The organism is Marinomonas sp. 63XJN7_7_ISO-PGPR-S23-202 (assembly GCF_056173505.1).
This window is the reverse complement of sequence record NZ_CM149677.1, coordinates 1,078,917-1,096,378: the sequence shown is the minus strand read 5'-3', so window position 1 is coordinate 1,096,378 and position 17,462 is coordinate 1,078,917. Positions and strand designations below refer to the sequence as shown.

The following is a 17,462-nucleotide window of genomic DNA, read 5'->3' as shown; positions in this document are numbered from 1 at the left end:
GTGGTAAAAATACATATTGAGATCTTTGCACGAGGTCACAAACAGAGGTCTCATACTAATACACGGCAAGGAGAACCAAATGCCCGCTCCCTTAATATGCATTCCATCAACACCAGAACTGCCAGAAAGCACCGATGCGGTTGTCATCGGTGGCGGTATTGTGGGTGTCTGCGCGGCCTATTTTATGGCTCGCCAAGGTATGAAAGTCGCCTTAATTGAAAAAGGTCGAATTGGTGCAGAACAATCCAGTCGTAACTGGGGCTGGTGTCGCCAACAGAACCGTGATGCACGGGAACTCCCATTGGCCACTAAGAGCCTCGACCTTTGGGAGGAAATAACGGCGGACATCGGGGAAGATTTAGGCTTTAAACGTTGTGGCCTTCTCTATTTATCCGACAATCAAGCCGAGATAGACGGCTGGAGCAAATGGCGCGACTTTGCCAAAGGCGAAGGTGTCATCACCCACATGCTCAGTGCGAGTGAAGCCACAGAACGTGGCGAATCCACCTACAAGCAATGGCTGGGCGGTGTTTTCTCGCCTTCTGACGGTATTGCCGACCCATCGAAAGCCGCACCATTGATTGCCAAAGGAATATTGAAGCACGGTGGCAGCATCCATCAATTCTGCGCAGCACGTGGGATCGAAACACAGGCAGGTAAAGTATCCGGTGTTATCACAGAAAAAGGGGTGATCAAAACGCCTCAAGTGGTCATGGCAGGAGGGGCATGGGCGTCCTCTTTTTGCCATCAACTGGGCATTCGCTTCCCACAATCGGCGGTGCGTTCCTCCGCCCTTTCTCTTATGCCGGGTGCCAAAGGCATTCCCAGTGCGTTACATACTTCAGAGATATCGATCACCGGACGTAGTAATGGCGGTTATACCTTAGCCATTTCTGGCTTCGCCAATGTGGATATCACCCCCCAACAATTGCGTTTCGCATCGTATTTCATTCCGATGTTTGCAAAACGTTGGAAAGCACTCTCTCCTGGTGATTTACAAGCTTGGCAAGCCGGCCACGAGACCCGTAAAAAATGGGCACTAGATAAACCCACACCGATGGAAAAAAACCGTATATTAGATCCCTCTCCCTCCAGAAAAATGATCGAACTGACCCTCGCTCGCGCACGCAAAATGCTACCGGAATTGACGAATATTCCCGTGCAAAATGCCTGGGCAGGCTACATAGACAGCACCCCAGATGGGGTGCCAGTGATCGATCAGGCGAGCAACTTATCTGGCTTTTTAATCGCGGCTGGTTTTTCAGGACATGGCTTTGGCATTGGACCTGGTGCCGGGCTGCTCATTGCACAAATGATCACGGGCAAAAACACCTTTGTAGAAAATAAGCAATATCAGCTTAGCCGATTTAATAAAAGTTCGTGGGGCAAAGTCTCTGAGTTTTAGTCTCAGTTATCCACTTAATACCACATCATTTAATCTGCATACAATAAAGCCTCTTCGGTTTTCCCTAAGAGGCTTTATTGTATGCTAAACAACCAAGTTCTTTAGACGGGTTTACAAAATTGCTCGCGATACTGGCTCGGTGTCACGCCACAAAGACGTTTAAAATGTTTCGCCAAATGGCTTTGGTCAAAAAAGCCGACGGCACTGGCAATGTCGGTTGGCCGCTCCCCTTGCTTCATTAAAGACTGGGCATTTTTAATACGCACCAAGCAAACGTATTGATAGGGAGACACGCCTACTTGCTGGCGAAACTGCTTGGCTAAACTATAGCGCGTCAAGCCAACCAAGGCCCCCAAGGTATCCAGATTAATCGACTCCCTGTAATTTTCCTCAATATACCGTTTAACCAGTGTAATTGCCTGAGATATGACATGCCCCACCTGCCATACTGAAGATGAAGACAGTACAGCCGGAACTTGATTCACCCTTACGCTTCCTTCGCCCATAACACTCTCCAGACTCTTTAAAACCATTTCCCATCACACGCTTTGTAACTGTGAGATAGGTTGTTTCTCCACTTCAATCTCTTGAGCTTTGTTTGAAAATGAATGATGGCAAAATATTTGATTGCCTTTTTCCAGTTTTTTTCGAGCTGGAATAACCTGATTGCATTTACCCTCAATACGAACAGAACAACGATCCAAAAACGGACACAGCACCACATCCGCTTTCTCTGGCGCGATCTTGGGCAAGGCTTCGTGATTGGCCCCCGTCGATTCCAGCCAGCCTTGTTTCATTTCAGGGACAGAATCAATCAGCAACTGGGTATAGGGGTGGAACGGTGGCCGTTTAAAGGATTCTCCAGCCCCTTGCTCCACTTTGAAACCAGAATATAAAACCACTACCTCGTCACAAATGGCTTGCACCATACTAATGTCATGACTGATAAATAAATAAGACACGTTAAGCTTTTTCCTTAAGTCCGCCATTAACTCAAGAATGGCCGCCCCAACCACCGTATCCAATGCTGATGTCACTTCATCACATAGTATGATGTCCGGTTCTGCCGCTAAGGCCCGCGCTAAATTGATCCGCTGTTTTTGTCCACCAGACAATTCTGTTGGACGACGTTTTGCAATGCTGTCTGGTAAGTGCACAAGAGACAACAGTTCGGCGACGCGATCACGTCGTTTCTGCCCTTTCATACCGTGATAAAAGCTCAATGGACGAGCCAGAATATCTTCAACCGTATGCAGAGGGTTTAACGCGGTATCAGCATTTTGGAATACATACTGAACACGGCGCAATTGTTCTCGGGTGCGACCCGATGCAGACACATTGAGCTCTTCACCATCCAGATATATGTTACCGAGACTGGGCTCGACAAGACCCACAATACTTCTTGCCAAGGTTGTTTTGCCTGAACCAGACTCGCCAATCACCCCGACGGTCGAACCGCGACGAATCTTCAGGTCGATGTCTTGCAGTACGCGCTTATCTTTTTCAAAACACACTTCGAGATTACGCACTTCTAGTAATGGCGTACTTGTTTCTAAATCCATTATGGTTTGCGTGGCGGTATCCTGACGAGATTCAGGTTTCATTGCCGATAACAAACTTTTCGTATACTCGTGCTTTGGCTCAATTAACAGGTCTTTGGTCAGACTGTTTTCTTGAATTTCACCGTTTTTAAGCACCACAATACGGTCTGCCATCTGCGCCACAACCGCTAAGTCGTGGGAGACATAAACCGCTGTGGTATTACGCTCACGCACCACTTTCTTGAATGCCCTCAACACCTCGATTTGCGTGGTAACATCCAATGCAGTGGTTGGCTCATCCAGAATCACCAAAATAGGATCGGTAATCAGCGCCATTGCCGCCATTAAACGCTGTAACTGCCCCCCAGACACTTGGTGTGGATAACGCTCACCAATATGTTCAGGGTCAGGTAATGCCAATTCACGGAACAAACCAATGGCCTTTTTCTCAGCCTCTCTACGACTACAAGTTTTATGAATCATGGCACTTTCAATAACCTGATTCATGATGGTGATGGCAGGGTTAAAAGCCGCCGCGGCGCTTTGTGCAATATAAGACACCGTACGACCACGTACTTTTGCTAACTTAGAAGGAGACAACGTCAATAGATCGGTCCCATCAACCTGCACTGAACCATCGACAATATGACAGCCACTACGAGCGTACCCCATTAACGATAAGGCAATGGTTGTCTTACCAGAACCTGACTCACCAATTAGCGCCAACACTTCGCCTTTATGCAAACTGAAATCGGCACCATGCACGATAGGAACATCCACGCCAGCTCCCGTTCGCACGGCCACTTGTAAACCACATACTTTTACTAACTCAGTCATAACGACTCCCCTCAATGTTGTACCGATTTACTGCCAATACTGTCGATGAGCAAATTAACGCCAATCGTCAACGTGGCAATGGCAATCGCTGGCATAATGACTGCTGGAGCCCCACTACTTAGACCACCTATGTTTTCTCGCACCAATGACCCCCAATCCGCTTCAGGTGGCTGAATACCCAGACCTAAGAAACTCATGGCGCTTAGCAACAAAACAATGAAAACAAAGCGCAACCCAAAATCGGTCAGCACAGGACGAAACATATTCGGCAACACTTCTTTAAAAATGATATAGGGCATGGACTCTCCGCGAAGGCGCGCCACTTGTACATAATCCAACGTCATCACATTGACCGCTAGAGAACGCGCAATACGAAAGCTGCCTGGCATATAAGCAATGGCGGCGGTTAAAATAAGAATTGGTACAGAAGAGCCAAATGATGCCACCATAATCAAAGCAAACATTTTACTGGGTATGGAAATCAACGCATCTTGGGTTCGGCTAATCGTCATATCAACCCAACTGGTGGCAGCGGCTGCCACCAGTCCTGAAATCACCCCAGCCAAACAGGCCGCGACGGTAGCCGCTAAAGCAACACCTATAGTATAGGGGGTACCCGCTAAAACCCGACTAAACATATCCCGTCCCAAATAATCTGTCCCAAAAAAGTGCTTCATACTCATCGGGCCAAACACCGTATTACTAACAAAATCATTAGGGGGATAAGGCGAAAGCATCGGACCAATAACCGAAATCACTAACCAGAACCCGACTAAGGTTAGGCCGATCAAACCACTGATCGAACGAACATGAAAACGTGAGGAAAAAGAGGCTTTCTGTGTCGGTTCAGCGGCCGTAACAGAAGAAGTATGTGTATTCATTTTCGTAACCTCGGATTGGAGACAATTTCGCTAATATCCGCTATTAGCACCATGACCAGATAACCAAAACAGAACAACATGGCACAGGCTTGAATCAATGGCATATCCCTTGAACTCACAGCATTGAGCATCAGAGTGGCAATACCAGGGTAATTAAAAATGGACTCAACAATGATAACGCCACCTAAAAGATAAGACAGACTCAAAGCGATAGCATTTGCAATGGGCCCAATGGCATTAGGCAAGGCATGCCGTAGTACCATGCGAATGGGACTCGCCCCCTTTAACAATGCCATTTCCACATATGACGAACTTAACTGATCAATCACTGCCGCACGGGTCATACGTGCCATCTGAGCAACCAAGACACTGCACAGAGTCAACACAGGCATGGCAAAGACTTTCAGCATTTCACCAAAGGTATGCGCATTCTCTATATGAGACAAAGCCGATAACCAGCCAAGCTTTACCGCAAAAATAAGCACCGCGATGGTCGCAATTAAAAACTCGGGGACAGAGACAGCACACACCGCAAGAATATTGATATAACGATCAAACCACGAACCGCGATACATGGCAGAAACAATACCAATGAACATGGCGACAGGCACAGAGACCAAGGTTACAAAGGCCGCTAAAAGAAGCGTATTGGGTAAACGAGACCAAATTAACTGCGAGATAGGAATACCGTTGACCATTGATGTCCCCGCATCCCCTACCAGCATCCCACCTAACCAGTGAAAATAACGCACGTAAAGGGGGAGATCTAACCCCAATTTGGCCCTTAAAGCATCCAGAGTCTGTACTGTCGATGCTTGACCTAATAGCTCTTGGGCAGCATCACCGGGTAATAAATTGGTAATAAAAAAGACCACTAATGAGACGATCCATAAGGTTAATATCCCCAATCCAATTCGATTAATGATAAGCCTTAAAACGGTTTTATTCATGGTTCACCTTTTGAGCAGAGCGTTGCGGCCTATTGCCGCAACGCTAGTGTGGTTAAGAAGGAATCGAAACTTACGCTTCCAGCCAAACATGCTCGGCAAACATGTACGCCATCAAGCCACCCAAAGGATGAGGTTTATAACCGCCTATCTTGCGGCTAGCCGCATCATTAATGCTGCTAAAGATTGGGATACCAATACCACTCTGATCATGGATGAGTGTCTCCATCTCACCGTACATTTGCTTACGCTTAGCATCATCAGTTTCACCACGCGCAGCCACCAGCAACTTATCAAAGTGCGCATTTTTCCAACCCGATTCGTTCCAAGCGGCATTCGATTGAAAAAACAAAGTAAACATTAAATCTGCCGTTGGCCGAGGGTTAATATTCCCAAAGCCTAAGGTGTCTTTCATCCAGTGATTTGACCAATAGCCATCTGCGGGCACACGTTTCACTTGCAAATTAAGTCCCACGTCTTGCGCTGTTAATTGGATCAACTGAGCCATCTCAACCGAGTTATCGGCGGCAGAAGAGGCCACCATGGGAATACTGCTTCCCAGCACACCCGCCTTTTTGAAGTGATATTTGGCTTTATCTGGATCGTAAGTCGTCTGTGGCAGCGCGCTATCATAATAACGTTGTCCTTTGGGAATGGGCTGATCGTTGCCTATTCGGCCAAAACCACGACAAGCTACATTGAGAATTTGCTCACGGTTCATGATGTATTTCATGCCCTTCACAAAATCAGGATTTTTCATTGGACCAAGCTGATCGCGCATAATCAAGTCCGTATAACCCCCAGAATCAGCGTGGTAAACCTTCACTAATGGACTGGCATTCAATGTGTCAATGGCACGCGGATTCACCGAATTAATAAGCTGCACATCACCGGCTAACAAGGCATTCACACGAGCGGATTGATCTGGAATCGAAAAGAGTTCCACTGTGTCCAAATACGGAAGACCTTTTTTCCAATAATTTGGATTGCGCGTAGCGATGGAATGAACGCCAGGTTGAAATACGGTACATAGGAAAGGTCCTGTCCCATTCCCTTTATCAAAATTTGTCGTGCCATCACGTACGATAAGAAAATGAACCACCCCCAAAATAGCAGGCAAATCCGCATTTTTCTCGGCTAAGGTAATATGTACTTCATGGGGACCTTTGGCGGTAATCTCGACCATTTGTTTGGCGACAGCCGCCACTTTAGAGCTGGTTTTTGGGTCTTTATGACGATTCAACGTGAACACAACATCAGCAGACGTAAAAGGCTTTCCATCATGAAACAGGACATCTTTACGGAGCTTTATTACCCAATATTTAGCATCTTTTGTCTCAAACGACTCTGCCAGTTCCATTTGCGGAGTAAGCGTTCTATCCAAAACGGTTAGACCGTTATAGAACATATATTGACGGGTATAATCCGACGACCCTGAGCCATGGGCAGGATCTAAGGTATCAGAAGTGGAACCAGATTGAGTGGCCACTTTAATATTGCCACCATATCTAGGCTCATCGGTATTTGCAAATGCCAAAGAAGAGCCTGGTGTCAACAGGCCAGATCCTGCGGCAACGACCCCCGAGGTCACCATACCTCGCAGCACCTGACGCCGTGAAACCCCCTGCGTTAATATATTTGAACTCTGTTGATCCACTAACGAACGCTTTTTTTCATCTTTCATTTTATGGTTCCTTTTGTGAGTTGTTCTGTCTTGGTAGTTTGCTCTTCTTGTTTTATAGGTTTGTATTACTTTTCTTTTATTGTCATTTGAGTGTCTTTTAACAGTATTTAAGACTCTCTTTGCGATACATTCATATCGGCTTTTCTCAATCCTTACGTTTGATAATTCTTTCCATGTTCCTTTGATCCCTAGCTCTTAAAAAGCATCAGTGGATCAAATCTTGAAAACGGTAATAGGCGCCTACGAAGGGTAAAAACCAAGGTTTACCGAAGTGACCCGGCACTGGCGCCCAATCCAGATCACGCCATGGATTGACGATCTCATTACCCATCATCACTTGAGCCATTACCTTCCCCATATGCGTTGACATCTGAACCCCATGTCCACTGTAGCCAAGTGAGTAATACATGCCCTTGTGTTGACCCGCTCTTGGTAAGCGGTCGGCCGTCATGTCCACCAAACCACCCCAGCAGTAGTCGATACGCACCTTGCTAAGCGCCGGAAATACCTGAGCCATTGACGCCTGTAAAATATGGCCACTTTTTTCATCTGAACGTGGATTAGACATTGCAAAACGAGCACGTCCACCAAAGAGCAAGCGATTATCGGGAGTGATTCGAAAGTAGTTACCGATGTTTTTCGAGGTCACATAACCACGTCGCTTGACTAAGAGAGGCGCCAACAGTTCTGGGTCTAATGGTTCTGTCACAACAATAAAACTGCCCACGGAAACCAAGCGTCGACGAAAATAACGAAAAGGCCCTTTAGCTGAACTTCCCGTCGCCAGTAATACTTTATCAGCAATGACTGTGCCACGACTGGAAGTCACTTGATAACGGTCAGCAGAAATGTGCTCAATCCCCGTTACAGCAGCGGATTCATAAAGTTTCGCACCGTATTTCACTGCGGTATCGGCTAACCCTAGACCAAATTTTCCGATGTGCATTTGTGCACTGGTTGTTTGCAACAGACCACCATAAAACCGTTCAGAGCCGACTTCATCACGCACCTGACTTGCACTCAGTAAAACAACATTAGGGTCAACCTCGTTTGCTAATCGTTCATGAGCCCGAACCAGCTTGTCATAATGTGCAGGTTTCGCCGCTAATTTCAGTCGACCATGGCGCGTAAAATCACAGTCAATCTCTTCCTCTTCCACCATCTCCGCAACCGTGTCCACCGCCTCCATATAGGAGAGATAGAAAGCACGCGCTTTCTCCACACCAATACGCTGCGCCAGTGAGCCATAATCATGCGCTAAACCTGCATTACACTGGCCACCGTTACGACCCGATGCTTCACCAACAACACGATCCGCTTCAAGCAACACCACTGAAAGCCCTTGCTTAGAAAGGGCAATGGCCGCCGACAAACCAGTAAAGCCACCGCCAACGATCGCCACATCGTACTGACCTGATGCGCGGCCCTGCTCCCCTTTCGTAAAAGCGGATACAGTGTCTAGCCAATAGGACTCTAGCTTCATGATGATTCCTTCTAGTGAATGAAAAACTAAACGCCTAACAGATCCGCTAAGCCCGCCAAATCCTTGACTTCATGATATTCATAGAAAGGTGTAGAAGGTTCATGTCCACGGTTAATGAACACTTTATTTTTAATGCCCATATCGTGAGCGGACATCAGGTCATAACGCAGACTTGAGGAAACATGCAGAATGTCCTCTGGGCCACACCCCAGCTTATCCAACATATACTCAAAGCCTTTGAGACGAGGCTTATAGGCCTGAATTTCTTCTGCGGTGTAGACCGCATGAAAAGGCGCGCCTAATCTCTCAATGTTATGGGGAATTTGCTCATTCATGGCATTGGTCAACCCCACTAACTTAAATTTTGTTGCCAAACGCGCCAACGCCTCTGGTACATCAGGATGAGGTCCCCAAGTCGGCACCGCGTTATAAAAAATCATGCCTTCATTATCGCGGTACTCAATGCCCCAGCGTTTACACGTACGTTTCACGGCGTTACACAAGACTTGATCATAAGGCTTCCAGTCACCAAGCACTTCATCAAAACGGTAGGCGGAAAAGTCGGCAATAAACTGATCCATGTCTTCTTCTGAGATACGGTCCTTAAATACACGACGCGCAGTTGGCGCCATTTCGAAATAAACTAAAGTGCCGTAGCAATCAAACGTAATGTACTTTGGATTCAGGGTAGTCATATTGGTTTTCTCCATTTAGCGATACGGTGCTTCATTTTTTATTTCAATAAAACAGCGGTTCTTTGTGCAAAAACTATTCAATAGATTTATTACAACACTAAAGCGAAGCCTATTTGGCCCGATTTTGTTTTGCTGTAACGAATTTTCAACGGAATTGCCCCCTCACCTCGGCACGATCTACCGAACGAAAATAGAATGTCGTTAATGGGCAAATTTTTATTCCTCCAGCGCAATTAGGCTCCGTCATTGGAAAAATCGATTAACACGCTTTTCACTTTTTGATTGGCTTCATAGGCATAGCGTCCCAGATCCTTACCGATACCAGAACCTTTGAAGCCTCCTGTGGGTATAGCAAAATCCCAACTACGGCCATAACGATTCACCCACACAGTGCCTGCTTCAAGCTCATTCACCATACGCATGGCACGATTTAAATCTGCGGTATGCACACCGGCGGATAGTCCATAAGAAGGGTGACCGGCTAACTGCAAAGCATCATCGTCTGTTGCAAAGGTTTCCACGCACAGGACAGGACCAAAAATTTCGTCTCGTACTGCTTCCATGTCCATATTGACCTTGGTTAAAATCGTCGGTTGATAGAAAGCGCTCTGATCTCGTTCAGGTAAGCGACAACCGCCCACTAAAATTTCACCGCCTTGCTGAACGGTACGCTGTACCACACCGTCAATGCGTTCCAATTCTCGCGTTGAAATAATCGGGGATAATGTGGTGCTATCTTGCCAGGTTGGCCCCGAAACCATCTCAGAAAAGAGCTCGGAAATGCGCGTCACTAACTGATCCGCAATCCCTTTTTGCACTAAGAGACGAGAACCTGCGACGCAGACCTGACCAGCGTTAGTGGTGATGGCTCCGGCAATGCGGCGAGCCACTTTATCGATGTTTTTTATATCGTCGAATACCAACTGTGGGCTTTTACCCCCTAATTCTAGCGTGACAGGTTTCGTACCGGATTGTGCACAAGCCGTCATAATGAGCGCACCGGTTTTGGTGGAGCCAGTAAAGGTCACTTTCGAAATCCGAGGATGTCGACAAATAGCATCCCCCACACGACCATCCCCTTGAACGATATTAAAAATACCTGGAGGAATACCCGCTTCTATGGCTAATTCAGCCAAACGCACCACACTAAACGGCGTCATTTCCGACGGTTTTAATACCACAGCATTGCCAGCGGCCATTGCTGGCGCAATTTTCCACGACGCCATAACCAACGGGAAATTCCAGGGTGCAATGGCACCAATCACTCCGTATGGCTCAGTAATCGTCATACCTAAACTGCCATTTGCCGTTGGGATCACCTCCCCACCACACTTATCGGCATACTCGGCAAAAAAACGGATACCTTCAGCACAGAAGGGAATATCCCACTGCGCAGCGGCGGCAATCGGACGGGTCGACCCGATGGCTTCTAAGGGCGCTAAGGTATTCACATCGGCTTCGATCAAAGCTGCCCAACGTCTCATCGCCTTGGCTCTATCACGAGGAGACCGAGAGGCCCAATCACTTTGTTTGAACGCTTGCCATGCATTTTCTACAGCCTGATCAACCAAATCAGAATCCGCTATGGAAAGAGAGGCATATGCCTGACCGTCTGATGGCCGCAAAACATCGATTGTCTCGTGACTGTTAATGGCTTTCCCACCAATAAAATGACTATTAGTAATCCTCACATCCTCTGGATTAAACGAGGCCATACATTTATCTCCCAGTGTCTTCGTACCCAATTAAGGAACTGACCTTGCAACAATACAGGTCTTCGTTAGCAGAAAATTGGCTGCTTTTTCTATTCTAAGCGTGAGGAGAAAGCGTTTTATGCTGATAAAAGAGTGGTGACGATATAAAGCGAGCTTTATGGCAAGAGGATTTGGTGATTGATGCCGAATCGACTGTTCACACCTTTTCCTCCATAGCGATTAGGCAAGAACGTCCTAGTATTTAATGGGATGCAATGACAAACTAATACGAGTATTGATAATCTGCATTTTGTAGAAAAATAGAGGTGGCAGACGTGCCGAGCGAAACATCAAAGCGATTAAAAACCTATGAACTAACCATTAGAACCATGACGCTTGATGACATAGACAAGCTTCATGAACTTTCTATTACCGTGCTCTGGCCCCATCGCCCTTCCGATTGGCGCATGTTACTAACATTAGGTAAAGGCGTTGTTGGCTGTGACCCCATTGGTCGAGTGGTTGCTTCTGGTATGTGGTTCCCCATGGGGGAGCATTACGCCACCATCGGCATGGTGATCACCTCGCCTCGACTGCAAGCATTAGGCGGTGGACGCTGGATCATGAAGCATATTATGGCGCAATGTGAAAATCGCGACATTTTGCTCACCTCCACCAGAGCGGGATATCGCCTCTATCAATCATTAGATTTTCAAATGGTTGCCCCAGTTTTTCAACATCAAGGCATTGCCGCTGCCGTTGATCAGTCCAAGCTTTCGGTCACCGAAGGTATTAGAGAGCTCGACGCCAGTGATTGGCAAAGTGTTCTGCAACTGGATAAAAGTGCGTTTGGTATTGATAGACATCCCGTCATCGAAACCGTATTAGAAAAATCCCAAGGTTCGGTATTGGTTCGTGACAATCGCATCGTTGGCTTTGCCCTGTGTAGAAAGTTTGGTCGTGGCCACGTCATTGGCCCAGTCGTTGCCCAAAACCGTGACGATGCCATGGCTCTGATCGCCCCTCATATCAATCAACATACAGGGCATTTCTTACGCATCGATACGGCGGAGCAAGACAGCATCTTTAAAGCCTTTTTAATCGAAGCTGGCATGCCTGAATTTGATACGGTCACCTCCATGAGAAGGCCATCGTTCAAAAAAGAAGACAGCGAGTTTCATAGCTTTGCTTTAGTCAGCCATACCCTTGCTTAGTCCGTCATATTGCTTGGTTAGAGTGATGCAAACACAGTTTTGAATGGAATTATGTTTGCCACTCGCCACGCTTGACGGTTGTCCATTTCGGTCTGCTGTCATCTAATGCCGTCGTATTCGCCCCATTTTTTTGATTTGTGGCTGTTCGCTACATCGCCCCATCACAATATTATGCTGTTATAAAATAGGCTTTCAGCAGATTTATCACCCTGATAAAGCATTATTAGCGCTTGCTGCCGTATTTAGATCAATTCTCATTTAACGGCAAGAATGTCCTAGTAATTACGCCTATCTCTCCCCAAAATATAGCCATTATTTTGAGGAGAACATGATGACTTTAACAAAAGAGACCCTTCAGATTTGTTATCGCCCCATGACGGAAGATGACCTAACAGCCGCTTATTCATTATCTCAATTAGTCAAATGGCCACATCGTATTGACGACTGGAAACTGGTTCACCATCTCGGCACAGGGTTTATTGCCGAATATAACCAAGAATCCATTGGAACGGTTTTATGTTGGAATCATGGTGATCATTACGCCTCTCTTGGCATGGTGATTGTGTCACCAGAAAAACAAGGCAACGGCATTGGTAGAAAGCTAATGGAGCGGGTCTTGGCGAAAATTGGCGATCAGAAAAATGTGCTTTTATACGCCACACCATCGGGTCAACCTTTATATGAAAGCTTCGGCTTTCATGCCGCCAGCAAAGTCTATCAACATCAAGCCATCGTTGAAGCAAGCAACAGTGTTGATGCTAATCTCACAAAAATGCAACGTCAGATAGTCCAAGCGGATCATGCGAAAATTGTTGAGCTCGCAGAAACATCATGCGGTCTAGCAAGGGAAGCCGCCCTCAATGAAATACTGAAATCAGCGACAGGCACCGTAACGGAAAACCAAGGTGAGATCACAGGTTTTGCCATCATACGTAAATTTGGCCGTGGTTACGCCATTGGCCCTGTCATCGCCTCTTCGCAAGAACAAGCGAAAGCCATGATCCAATCCTTGATCAATGAACATGTCAATGAGTTTGTACGGATCGATGTGCCACAAAGCAGTCAGCTCAGCACTTGGCTAGAGGAAATAGGCTTGCCTCAAGTGGATACGGTGGTCGAAATGATACGTGGTGACATGCCACAAAGAGACAATACACTACGTCAATACGCTTTAATCAACCAAGCACTTGGTTAGATAAGCAAAAGAGGTCCATGAATAAGTCTCGAGCAAAGGTCCCTAAGAATAACGATAGAAGAGGAGAAAGGCATGCAAAAAGTCAAAATCGCCGTCATTGCAGGTGATGGTATTGGAACAGAAGTCATTCCCGAAGGCATTCGTGCCTTAGAAGCTGCAGGACGACAGTGCCACCTAGAATACGAATGGACGCATTTTGATTGGTCATGCGAAACCTACCACAAAACAGGACGCATGATGCCAGAAGATGGCCTAGAGCAACTTAAAGCATTCGACGCGATTTATCTCGGTGCCGTTGGCTTTCCTGGGGTACCTGACCACATTTCGTTATGGGGATTATTGTTACCTATACGCCGCGCGTTTGATCAATATGTTAATCTGCGTCCTGTGCGTCTGTTTGATGGCGTCCCTTGCCCACTAGCAAACAAACAACCCGGCGACATTGACTTTTATGTGGTACGTGAAAACGTCGAAGGGGAATATTCCTCCATTGGCGGTATTCAATACGAAGGCACAGAACGAGAGATTGTTTCCCAACAAAGCATCTTCACCCGTCATGGGACGGATCGTATCTTAAAATACGCGTTTGAGCTGGCCCAAAGTCGAGAGAAAAAACACCTTAGTTCCGCAACAAAATCCAACGGTATTTATCACTCTATGCCCTACTGGGACAAGCGTGTCGCCCTAATGGCGCAACAATACCCCGAGATCAAAGTAGATCAATACCATATTGACATTCTCACGGCGAATTTTGTCCAGATGCCAGAGCATTTCGACGTGGTGGTTGGCTCCAACTTGTTTGGTGACATTCTTTCCGACCTTGGCCCAGCCTGTACTGGCACCATTGCCATTGCACCATCGGCCAACATCAACCCTGAAAAAACCTTTCCTTCCATGTTCGAGCCCGTTCATGGTTCAGCCCCCGATATTGCTGGGAAAAATATTGCCAATCCGCTGGGGACCATCTGGGCAGGCGCGATGATGATGCAACACCTTGGCTACCCAGAGATTCATGATACTCTGCTCAATGCAATGGAAAGTATATTACGCAATAAAAACAGTCTAACCCGTGACATGGGAGGGACAGCAAGCACTCAAGAACTGGGATCGGCCATTGTCGAACAAATAAACTCAATGGCACAGTGATAACCTAATAGTGTTCCCTTATTATGCCTTCTTCAGGTCATACTGGTAGAAGGCATTTTTTTATTTCCTCGATTGGGCTTTCTATCCGATAGACGAGCATTTGCTTAATAAGATGATGAGATGAGAGGTTTGCTCACCCATCGAACTAAGCGCCTGGGTGAGTCTTCTAAACAGCGAATAAGTGGTAAGTTAAGAAGTAAGTTAGTCGACTTATTTGTAAATCTCGGCAAGATCACTTAAGTCCCAATTCCCGCCCGTCAGTACCGCACACACCTTTTCATCCGGCTTAACCTTGACTGCGCCAGAGAGCAAGGCACCAATACCAATGGAAGCTGCGGGTTCAGCAATTAATTTGGCATCTTTAGCAAGGCTACGCATCCCAGCGATAATATACTCATCCTCTACCAAAATAATTTCATCAACATATTTTTCAATAATCGGATAGGGATTTTGCCCTGGCACACTGATTCTTAGTCCATCAGCAATGGTATTTTTCAGCGGCAGCGACGTCCGTTGTTTGTTGATTCTACTATGATAGTATTTCGGTGTTAACGCAGGCTCAGCACCGATAACCCGTACCGATGGTTTGATTTCTTTGAGCGCCGTCGCGATCCCTGAAATAAGGCCACCGCCTCCCATAGGGATAATAACAGTGTCCACATCCTCTAAATCCTGCAGTATTTCACAGCCTATGGTTCCCTGACCCGCCATCACCAGAGGGTCTTCAAAGGCATGAACGGGGACATATTGGTTTTCTTCGGCAATTTCATACACTCTTTTCCATCTGGCCGCCGTATCCCCATCAAAAAGAACCACCTCAGCGCCGAGTGCTTTGGTATTCTCGATTTTAATTTTGGGCGTGGTAACAGGAAGCACCAATATTGCTTTTACTCCCAGCATTCTGGCAGCGTATGCCAGCCCTTGAGCATGATTTCCAGAAGAGGTTGCGATGATACCATTAGCAATGTCTTCTTTCGGCAACGAGAGCGTCTTGTTGAGTGCGCCTCGAATTTTAAATGCCCCCGTGATTTGCAAGTTTTCCGGCTTTAAATAAAGCTGGCACCCAAGGCCTAGCTCTATTTTTTCAGCACGTAACAAGGGGGTATGTTTGATATGAGGCTGCAGGCGTTTTTGGGCCTCTCGAATGTCCTCAATCGTTGGGTAATTGCGCATAGTGCTGATCTCCTTTGAACGTCTGACCCTAAATTCTTTAAAACAGTAAAATAAAGCTATACCCATGGTTAATATTTAGGCCAATGTCCTATGCGTGAAGGCATATACATGCTAAAACAAGAGGACTTGTTCACCCCTTTTTTAACCCGCTTTTTTAACTAAGTATCACTTAAAAAAACTCAAAACTTGTGCCAATATTTTGCTCTATTGCATTACGATAAATTTTGCTTGCTGACGTATTGTCTTGTATTGCCATTCCGGTGGAGTCGAAAATAGTAATTTCGTGATCATTTTCTCTTCCTGTTTTGTTACCCAGCAATATCTCGCCTATTTCTGCGTGAATGTCCGCTTTGGTAATAATATTCTGATTCAGCGGATGCCATGTTTCACCTTTTTCGGTGCACTGCTCCATGGAGTCATTCACTATTTTGGCATGCCTAAAGATTTCTGGGTCTAGCTCTTGTTTCCCCTGCTGATCACTGCCAATAGCGATAATATGCGTGCCAGGTTTTACCCAATCCGCTTCTACCAGAGAACCGGTACCCCGAGTGGTCGTAATTAAAATATCGGCTTGTTCAACCGCTTCTTTTTTAGAGTTCGCAATGATAACCGGAATACCGAATTCACGTTCGATATCGGCTTTATATTGACGAAGAGTCTCAGGTGTTCTGCTCCAAGCATGAATTTCTTCAATTTTCATAACTTCATTGATTGCTCGGATTTGCATTCTCGCTTGGTTGCCTGTGCCGATGGAGGTCACCTTTTGGGCATTATTTCTTGCCAGAGCTTTCACCGATACCGCACCAGATGCGCCCGTTCTAAGGCCTGTCAGTAAACTACCGTCCATAACGCATATCAGTGCACACGTTTGTGCATCAAATAAAAGAATACTCCCCATATTCTTAGGAAGTTTATGGTCGGTAGGATTATTCATAAAGCCACCCGAAGAGGCTTTCATCGAGATCATTTCATCAGGCTCAAAATAGCTAAGTTTAAAGTCAATCTCACCACGAGGGGAAGGCAAATGAATTCCTATATAATCCGGTTGAACGACTTGATGACGGTTAAAAGCCTTATATGCCTCTTCCACGCATACTATGACTTCCGGCATCGATATTAACGTGCTTACCTGCTCTTTGTTGAGCAACAGTGTTTTCATTTACCTTCCCTCTCTATTGTTGGCATTCAGGGCAAAACTGTGCTCGCTATCAAGCCGATTGATAGGCGACTTTTGTCTATCTAAAACCACCAAACATTTCCTATTAAGACATACTTTTTAATAAAGGATGCTTCAGGAAACGTTCTGAAGACACTTGAAATCCTCTTGCTAAGCTTGCCGAATTTTGTGCAATGGTTTTAAGTAACAACAAGGTGTACAGCTTCTTTATCATGGTTCAAACAGTAAAAATAAGGGCCAAGGCCATTATGGTAAGCTAACCATTATAAAAGACTCGGCAAGGTACGTTACCTTGAACCCTCACCACGATTTAGCACAAAATGCTGTAATCTCTTAGACAACTTACTTAAAACGCTATGCATTTGATTGAAGCCTATCCAAGTTAACAGG

The 17,462-nt window shown here is 46.1% G+C and carries 14 protein-coding genes; 4 read left to right on the top strand and 10 right to left on the bottom strand.

Features of this window, described 5'->3' with window-relative positions:
* Positions 1-79 precede the first annotated feature (79 nt).
* Entirely contained in the window at positions 80-1,405 is a 1,326-nt protein-coding gene (locus AC0VYG_RS04935) for an NAD(P)/FAD-dependent oxidoreductase (protein WP_475431226.1), read from the top strand.
* 101 nt (positions 1,406-1,506) lie between these two features.
* Here the strand turns inward: AC0VYG_RS04935 and AC0VYG_RS04930 are convergent, their stop codons facing one another.
* From AC0VYG_RS04930 to AC0VYG_RS04895, 8 genes are all read right to left on the bottom strand, one after another.
* Positions 1,507-1,911, bottom strand: a complete 405-nt coding sequence (locus AC0VYG_RS04930; protein WP_475431225.1) for a helix-turn-helix domain-containing protein — start codon at positions 1,909-1,911, stop codon at positions 1,507-1,509.
* Positions 1,912-1,944: 33 nt separating this feature from the next.
* Positions 1,945-3,783: an ABC transporter ATP-binding protein gene (locus AC0VYG_RS04925; protein WP_475431224.1), complete on the bottom strand. Its 1,839-nt coding sequence runs from the start codon at positions 3,781-3,783 to the stop codon at positions 1,945-1,947.
* Positions 3,784-3,794: 11 nt separating this feature from the next.
* On the bottom strand, positions 3,795-4,664 hold the full coding sequence (locus AC0VYG_RS04920) for an ABC transporter permease (protein WP_475431223.1): 870 nt from the start codon (positions 4,662-4,664) through the stop codon (positions 3,795-3,797).
* Positions 4,661-5,614, bottom strand: a complete 954-nt coding sequence (locus AC0VYG_RS04915; RefSeq protein ID WP_475431222.1) for an ABC transporter permease — start codon at positions 5,612-5,614, stop codon at positions 4,661-4,663. The genes AC0VYG_RS04920 and AC0VYG_RS04915 overlap by 4 nt, the downstream gene beginning before the upstream one ends.
* Positions 5,615-5,684: 70 nt before the next feature.
* Positions 5,685-7,295 (bottom strand): ABC transporter substrate-binding protein, encoded by a 1,611-nt coding sequence (locus tag AC0VYG_RS04910; protein WP_475431221.1) that lies wholly within the window; start codon positions 7,293-7,295, stop codon positions 5,685-5,687.
* 205 nt (positions 7,296-7,500) lie between these two features.
* Entirely contained in the window at positions 7,501-8,778 is a 1,278-nt protein-coding gene (locus AC0VYG_RS04905; protein ID WP_475431220.1) for an NAD(P)/FAD-dependent oxidoreductase, read from the bottom strand.
* Positions 8,779-8,804: 26 nt separating this feature from the next.
* Positions 8,805-9,473 carry a haloacid dehalogenase type II gene (locus tag AC0VYG_RS04900; protein ID WP_475431219.1) on the bottom strand — a complete coding sequence of 223 codons (669 nt, stop codon included), beginning with the start codon at positions 9,471-9,473 and terminating at the stop codon, positions 8,805-8,807.
* 233 nt (positions 9,474-9,706) lie between these two features.
* Complete coding sequence (locus AC0VYG_RS04895) at positions 9,707-11,188, bottom strand: aldehyde dehydrogenase family protein (protein WP_475431218.1); 1,482 nt, start codon at positions 11,186-11,188, stop codon at positions 9,707-9,709.
* Between the two features lie 314 nt (positions 11,189-11,502).
* Here AC0VYG_RS04895 and AC0VYG_RS04890 point away from each other — a divergent pair, with 314 nt between their 5' ends.
* The 3 genes from AC0VYG_RS04890 (at position 11,503) to AC0VYG_RS04880 (ending at position 14,722) form a co-directional block, all read left to right on the top strand.
* Positions 11,503-12,381 (top strand): GNAT family N-acetyltransferase, encoded by an 879-nt coding sequence (locus AC0VYG_RS04890; RefSeq protein WP_475431217.1) that lies wholly within the window; start codon positions 11,503-11,505, stop codon positions 12,379-12,381.
* A gap of 328 nt (positions 12,382-12,709) precedes the next feature.
* The gene (locus tag AC0VYG_RS04885) at positions 12,710-13,576 is read left to right on the top strand and encodes a GNAT family N-acetyltransferase (protein WP_475431216.1); all 867 of its coding nucleotides are present in this window, start codon (positions 12,710-12,712) and stop codon (positions 13,574-13,576) included.
* A gap of 72 nt (positions 13,577-13,648) precedes the next feature.
* Positions 13,649-14,722: a tartrate dehydrogenase gene (locus AC0VYG_RS04880; protein WP_475431215.1), complete on the top strand. Its 1,074-nt coding sequence runs from the start codon at positions 13,649-13,651 to the stop codon at positions 14,720-14,722.
* A 210-nt stretch (positions 14,723-14,932) separates the two neighbouring features.
* Here AC0VYG_RS04880 and AC0VYG_RS04875 read toward each other — a convergent pair whose 3' ends face one another.
* Together AC0VYG_RS04875 and AC0VYG_RS04870 are read right to left on the bottom strand one after the other, a co-directional pair.
* Positions 14,933-15,895 carry a threonine ammonia-lyase gene (locus AC0VYG_RS04875; RefSeq protein ID WP_475431214.1) on the bottom strand — a complete coding sequence of 321 codons (963 nt, stop codon included), beginning with the start codon at positions 15,893-15,895 and terminating at the stop codon, positions 14,933-14,935.
* Between the two features lie 169 nt (positions 15,896-16,064).
* The gene (locus tag AC0VYG_RS04870; RefSeq protein WP_475431213.1) at positions 16,065-17,054 is read right to left on the bottom strand and encodes an ornithine cyclodeaminase family protein; all 990 of its coding nucleotides are present in this window, start codon (positions 17,052-17,054) and stop codon (positions 16,065-16,067) included.
* Between the last annotated feature and the right edge of the window lie 408 nt (positions 17,055-17,462).

Bases quoted from the DNA above. Each gene is read 5' to 3' on its own strand.
- AC0VYG_RS04935 (WP_475431226.1), top strand. From the start codon at position 80: ATGCCCGCTCCCTTAATATGCATTCCATCAACACCAGAACTGCCAGAA.
- AC0VYG_RS04930 (WP_475431225.1), bottom strand. From the start codon at position 1,911: ATGGGCGAAGGAAGCGTAAGGGTGAATCAAGTTCCGGCTGTACTGTCT.
- AC0VYG_RS04925 (WP_475431224.1), bottom strand. From the start codon at position 3,783: ATGACTGAGTTAGTAAAAGTATGTGGTTTACAAGTGGCCGTGCGAACG.
- AC0VYG_RS04920 (WP_475431223.1), bottom strand. From the start codon at position 4,664: ATGAATACACATACTTCTTCTGTTACGGCCGCTGAACCGACACAGAAA.
- AC0VYG_RS04915 (WP_475431222.1), bottom strand. From the start codon at position 5,614: ATGAATAAAACCGTTTTAAGGCTTATCATTAATCGAATTGGATTGGGG.
- AC0VYG_RS04910 (WP_475431221.1), bottom strand. From the start codon at position 7,295: ATGAAAGATGAAAAAAAGCGTTCGTTAGTGGATCAACAGAGTTCAAAT.
- AC0VYG_RS04905 (WP_475431220.1), bottom strand. From the start codon at position 8,778: ATGAAGCTAGAGTCCTATTGGCTAGACACTGTATCCGCTTTTACGAAA.
- AC0VYG_RS04900 (WP_475431219.1), bottom strand. From the start codon at position 9,473: ATGACTACCCTGAATCCAAAGTACATTACGTTTGATTGCTACGGCACT.
- AC0VYG_RS04895 (WP_475431218.1), bottom strand. From the start codon at position 11,188: ATGGCCTCGTTTAATCCAGAGGATGTGAGGATTACTAATAGTCATTTT.
- AC0VYG_RS04885 (WP_475431216.1), top strand. From the start codon at position 12,710: ATGATGACTTTAACAAAAGAGACCCTTCAGATTTGTTATCGCCCCATG.
- AC0VYG_RS04880 (WP_475431215.1), top strand. From the start codon at position 13,649: ATGCAAAAAGTCAAAATCGCCGTCATTGCAGGTGATGGTATTGGAACA.
- AC0VYG_RS04875 (WP_475431214.1), bottom strand. From the start codon at position 15,895: ATGCGCAATTACCCAACGATTGAGGACATTCGAGAGGCCCAAAAACGC.
- AC0VYG_RS04870 (WP_475431213.1), bottom strand. From the start codon at position 17,054: ATGAAAACACTGTTGCTCAACAAAGAGCAGGTAAGCACGTTAATATCG.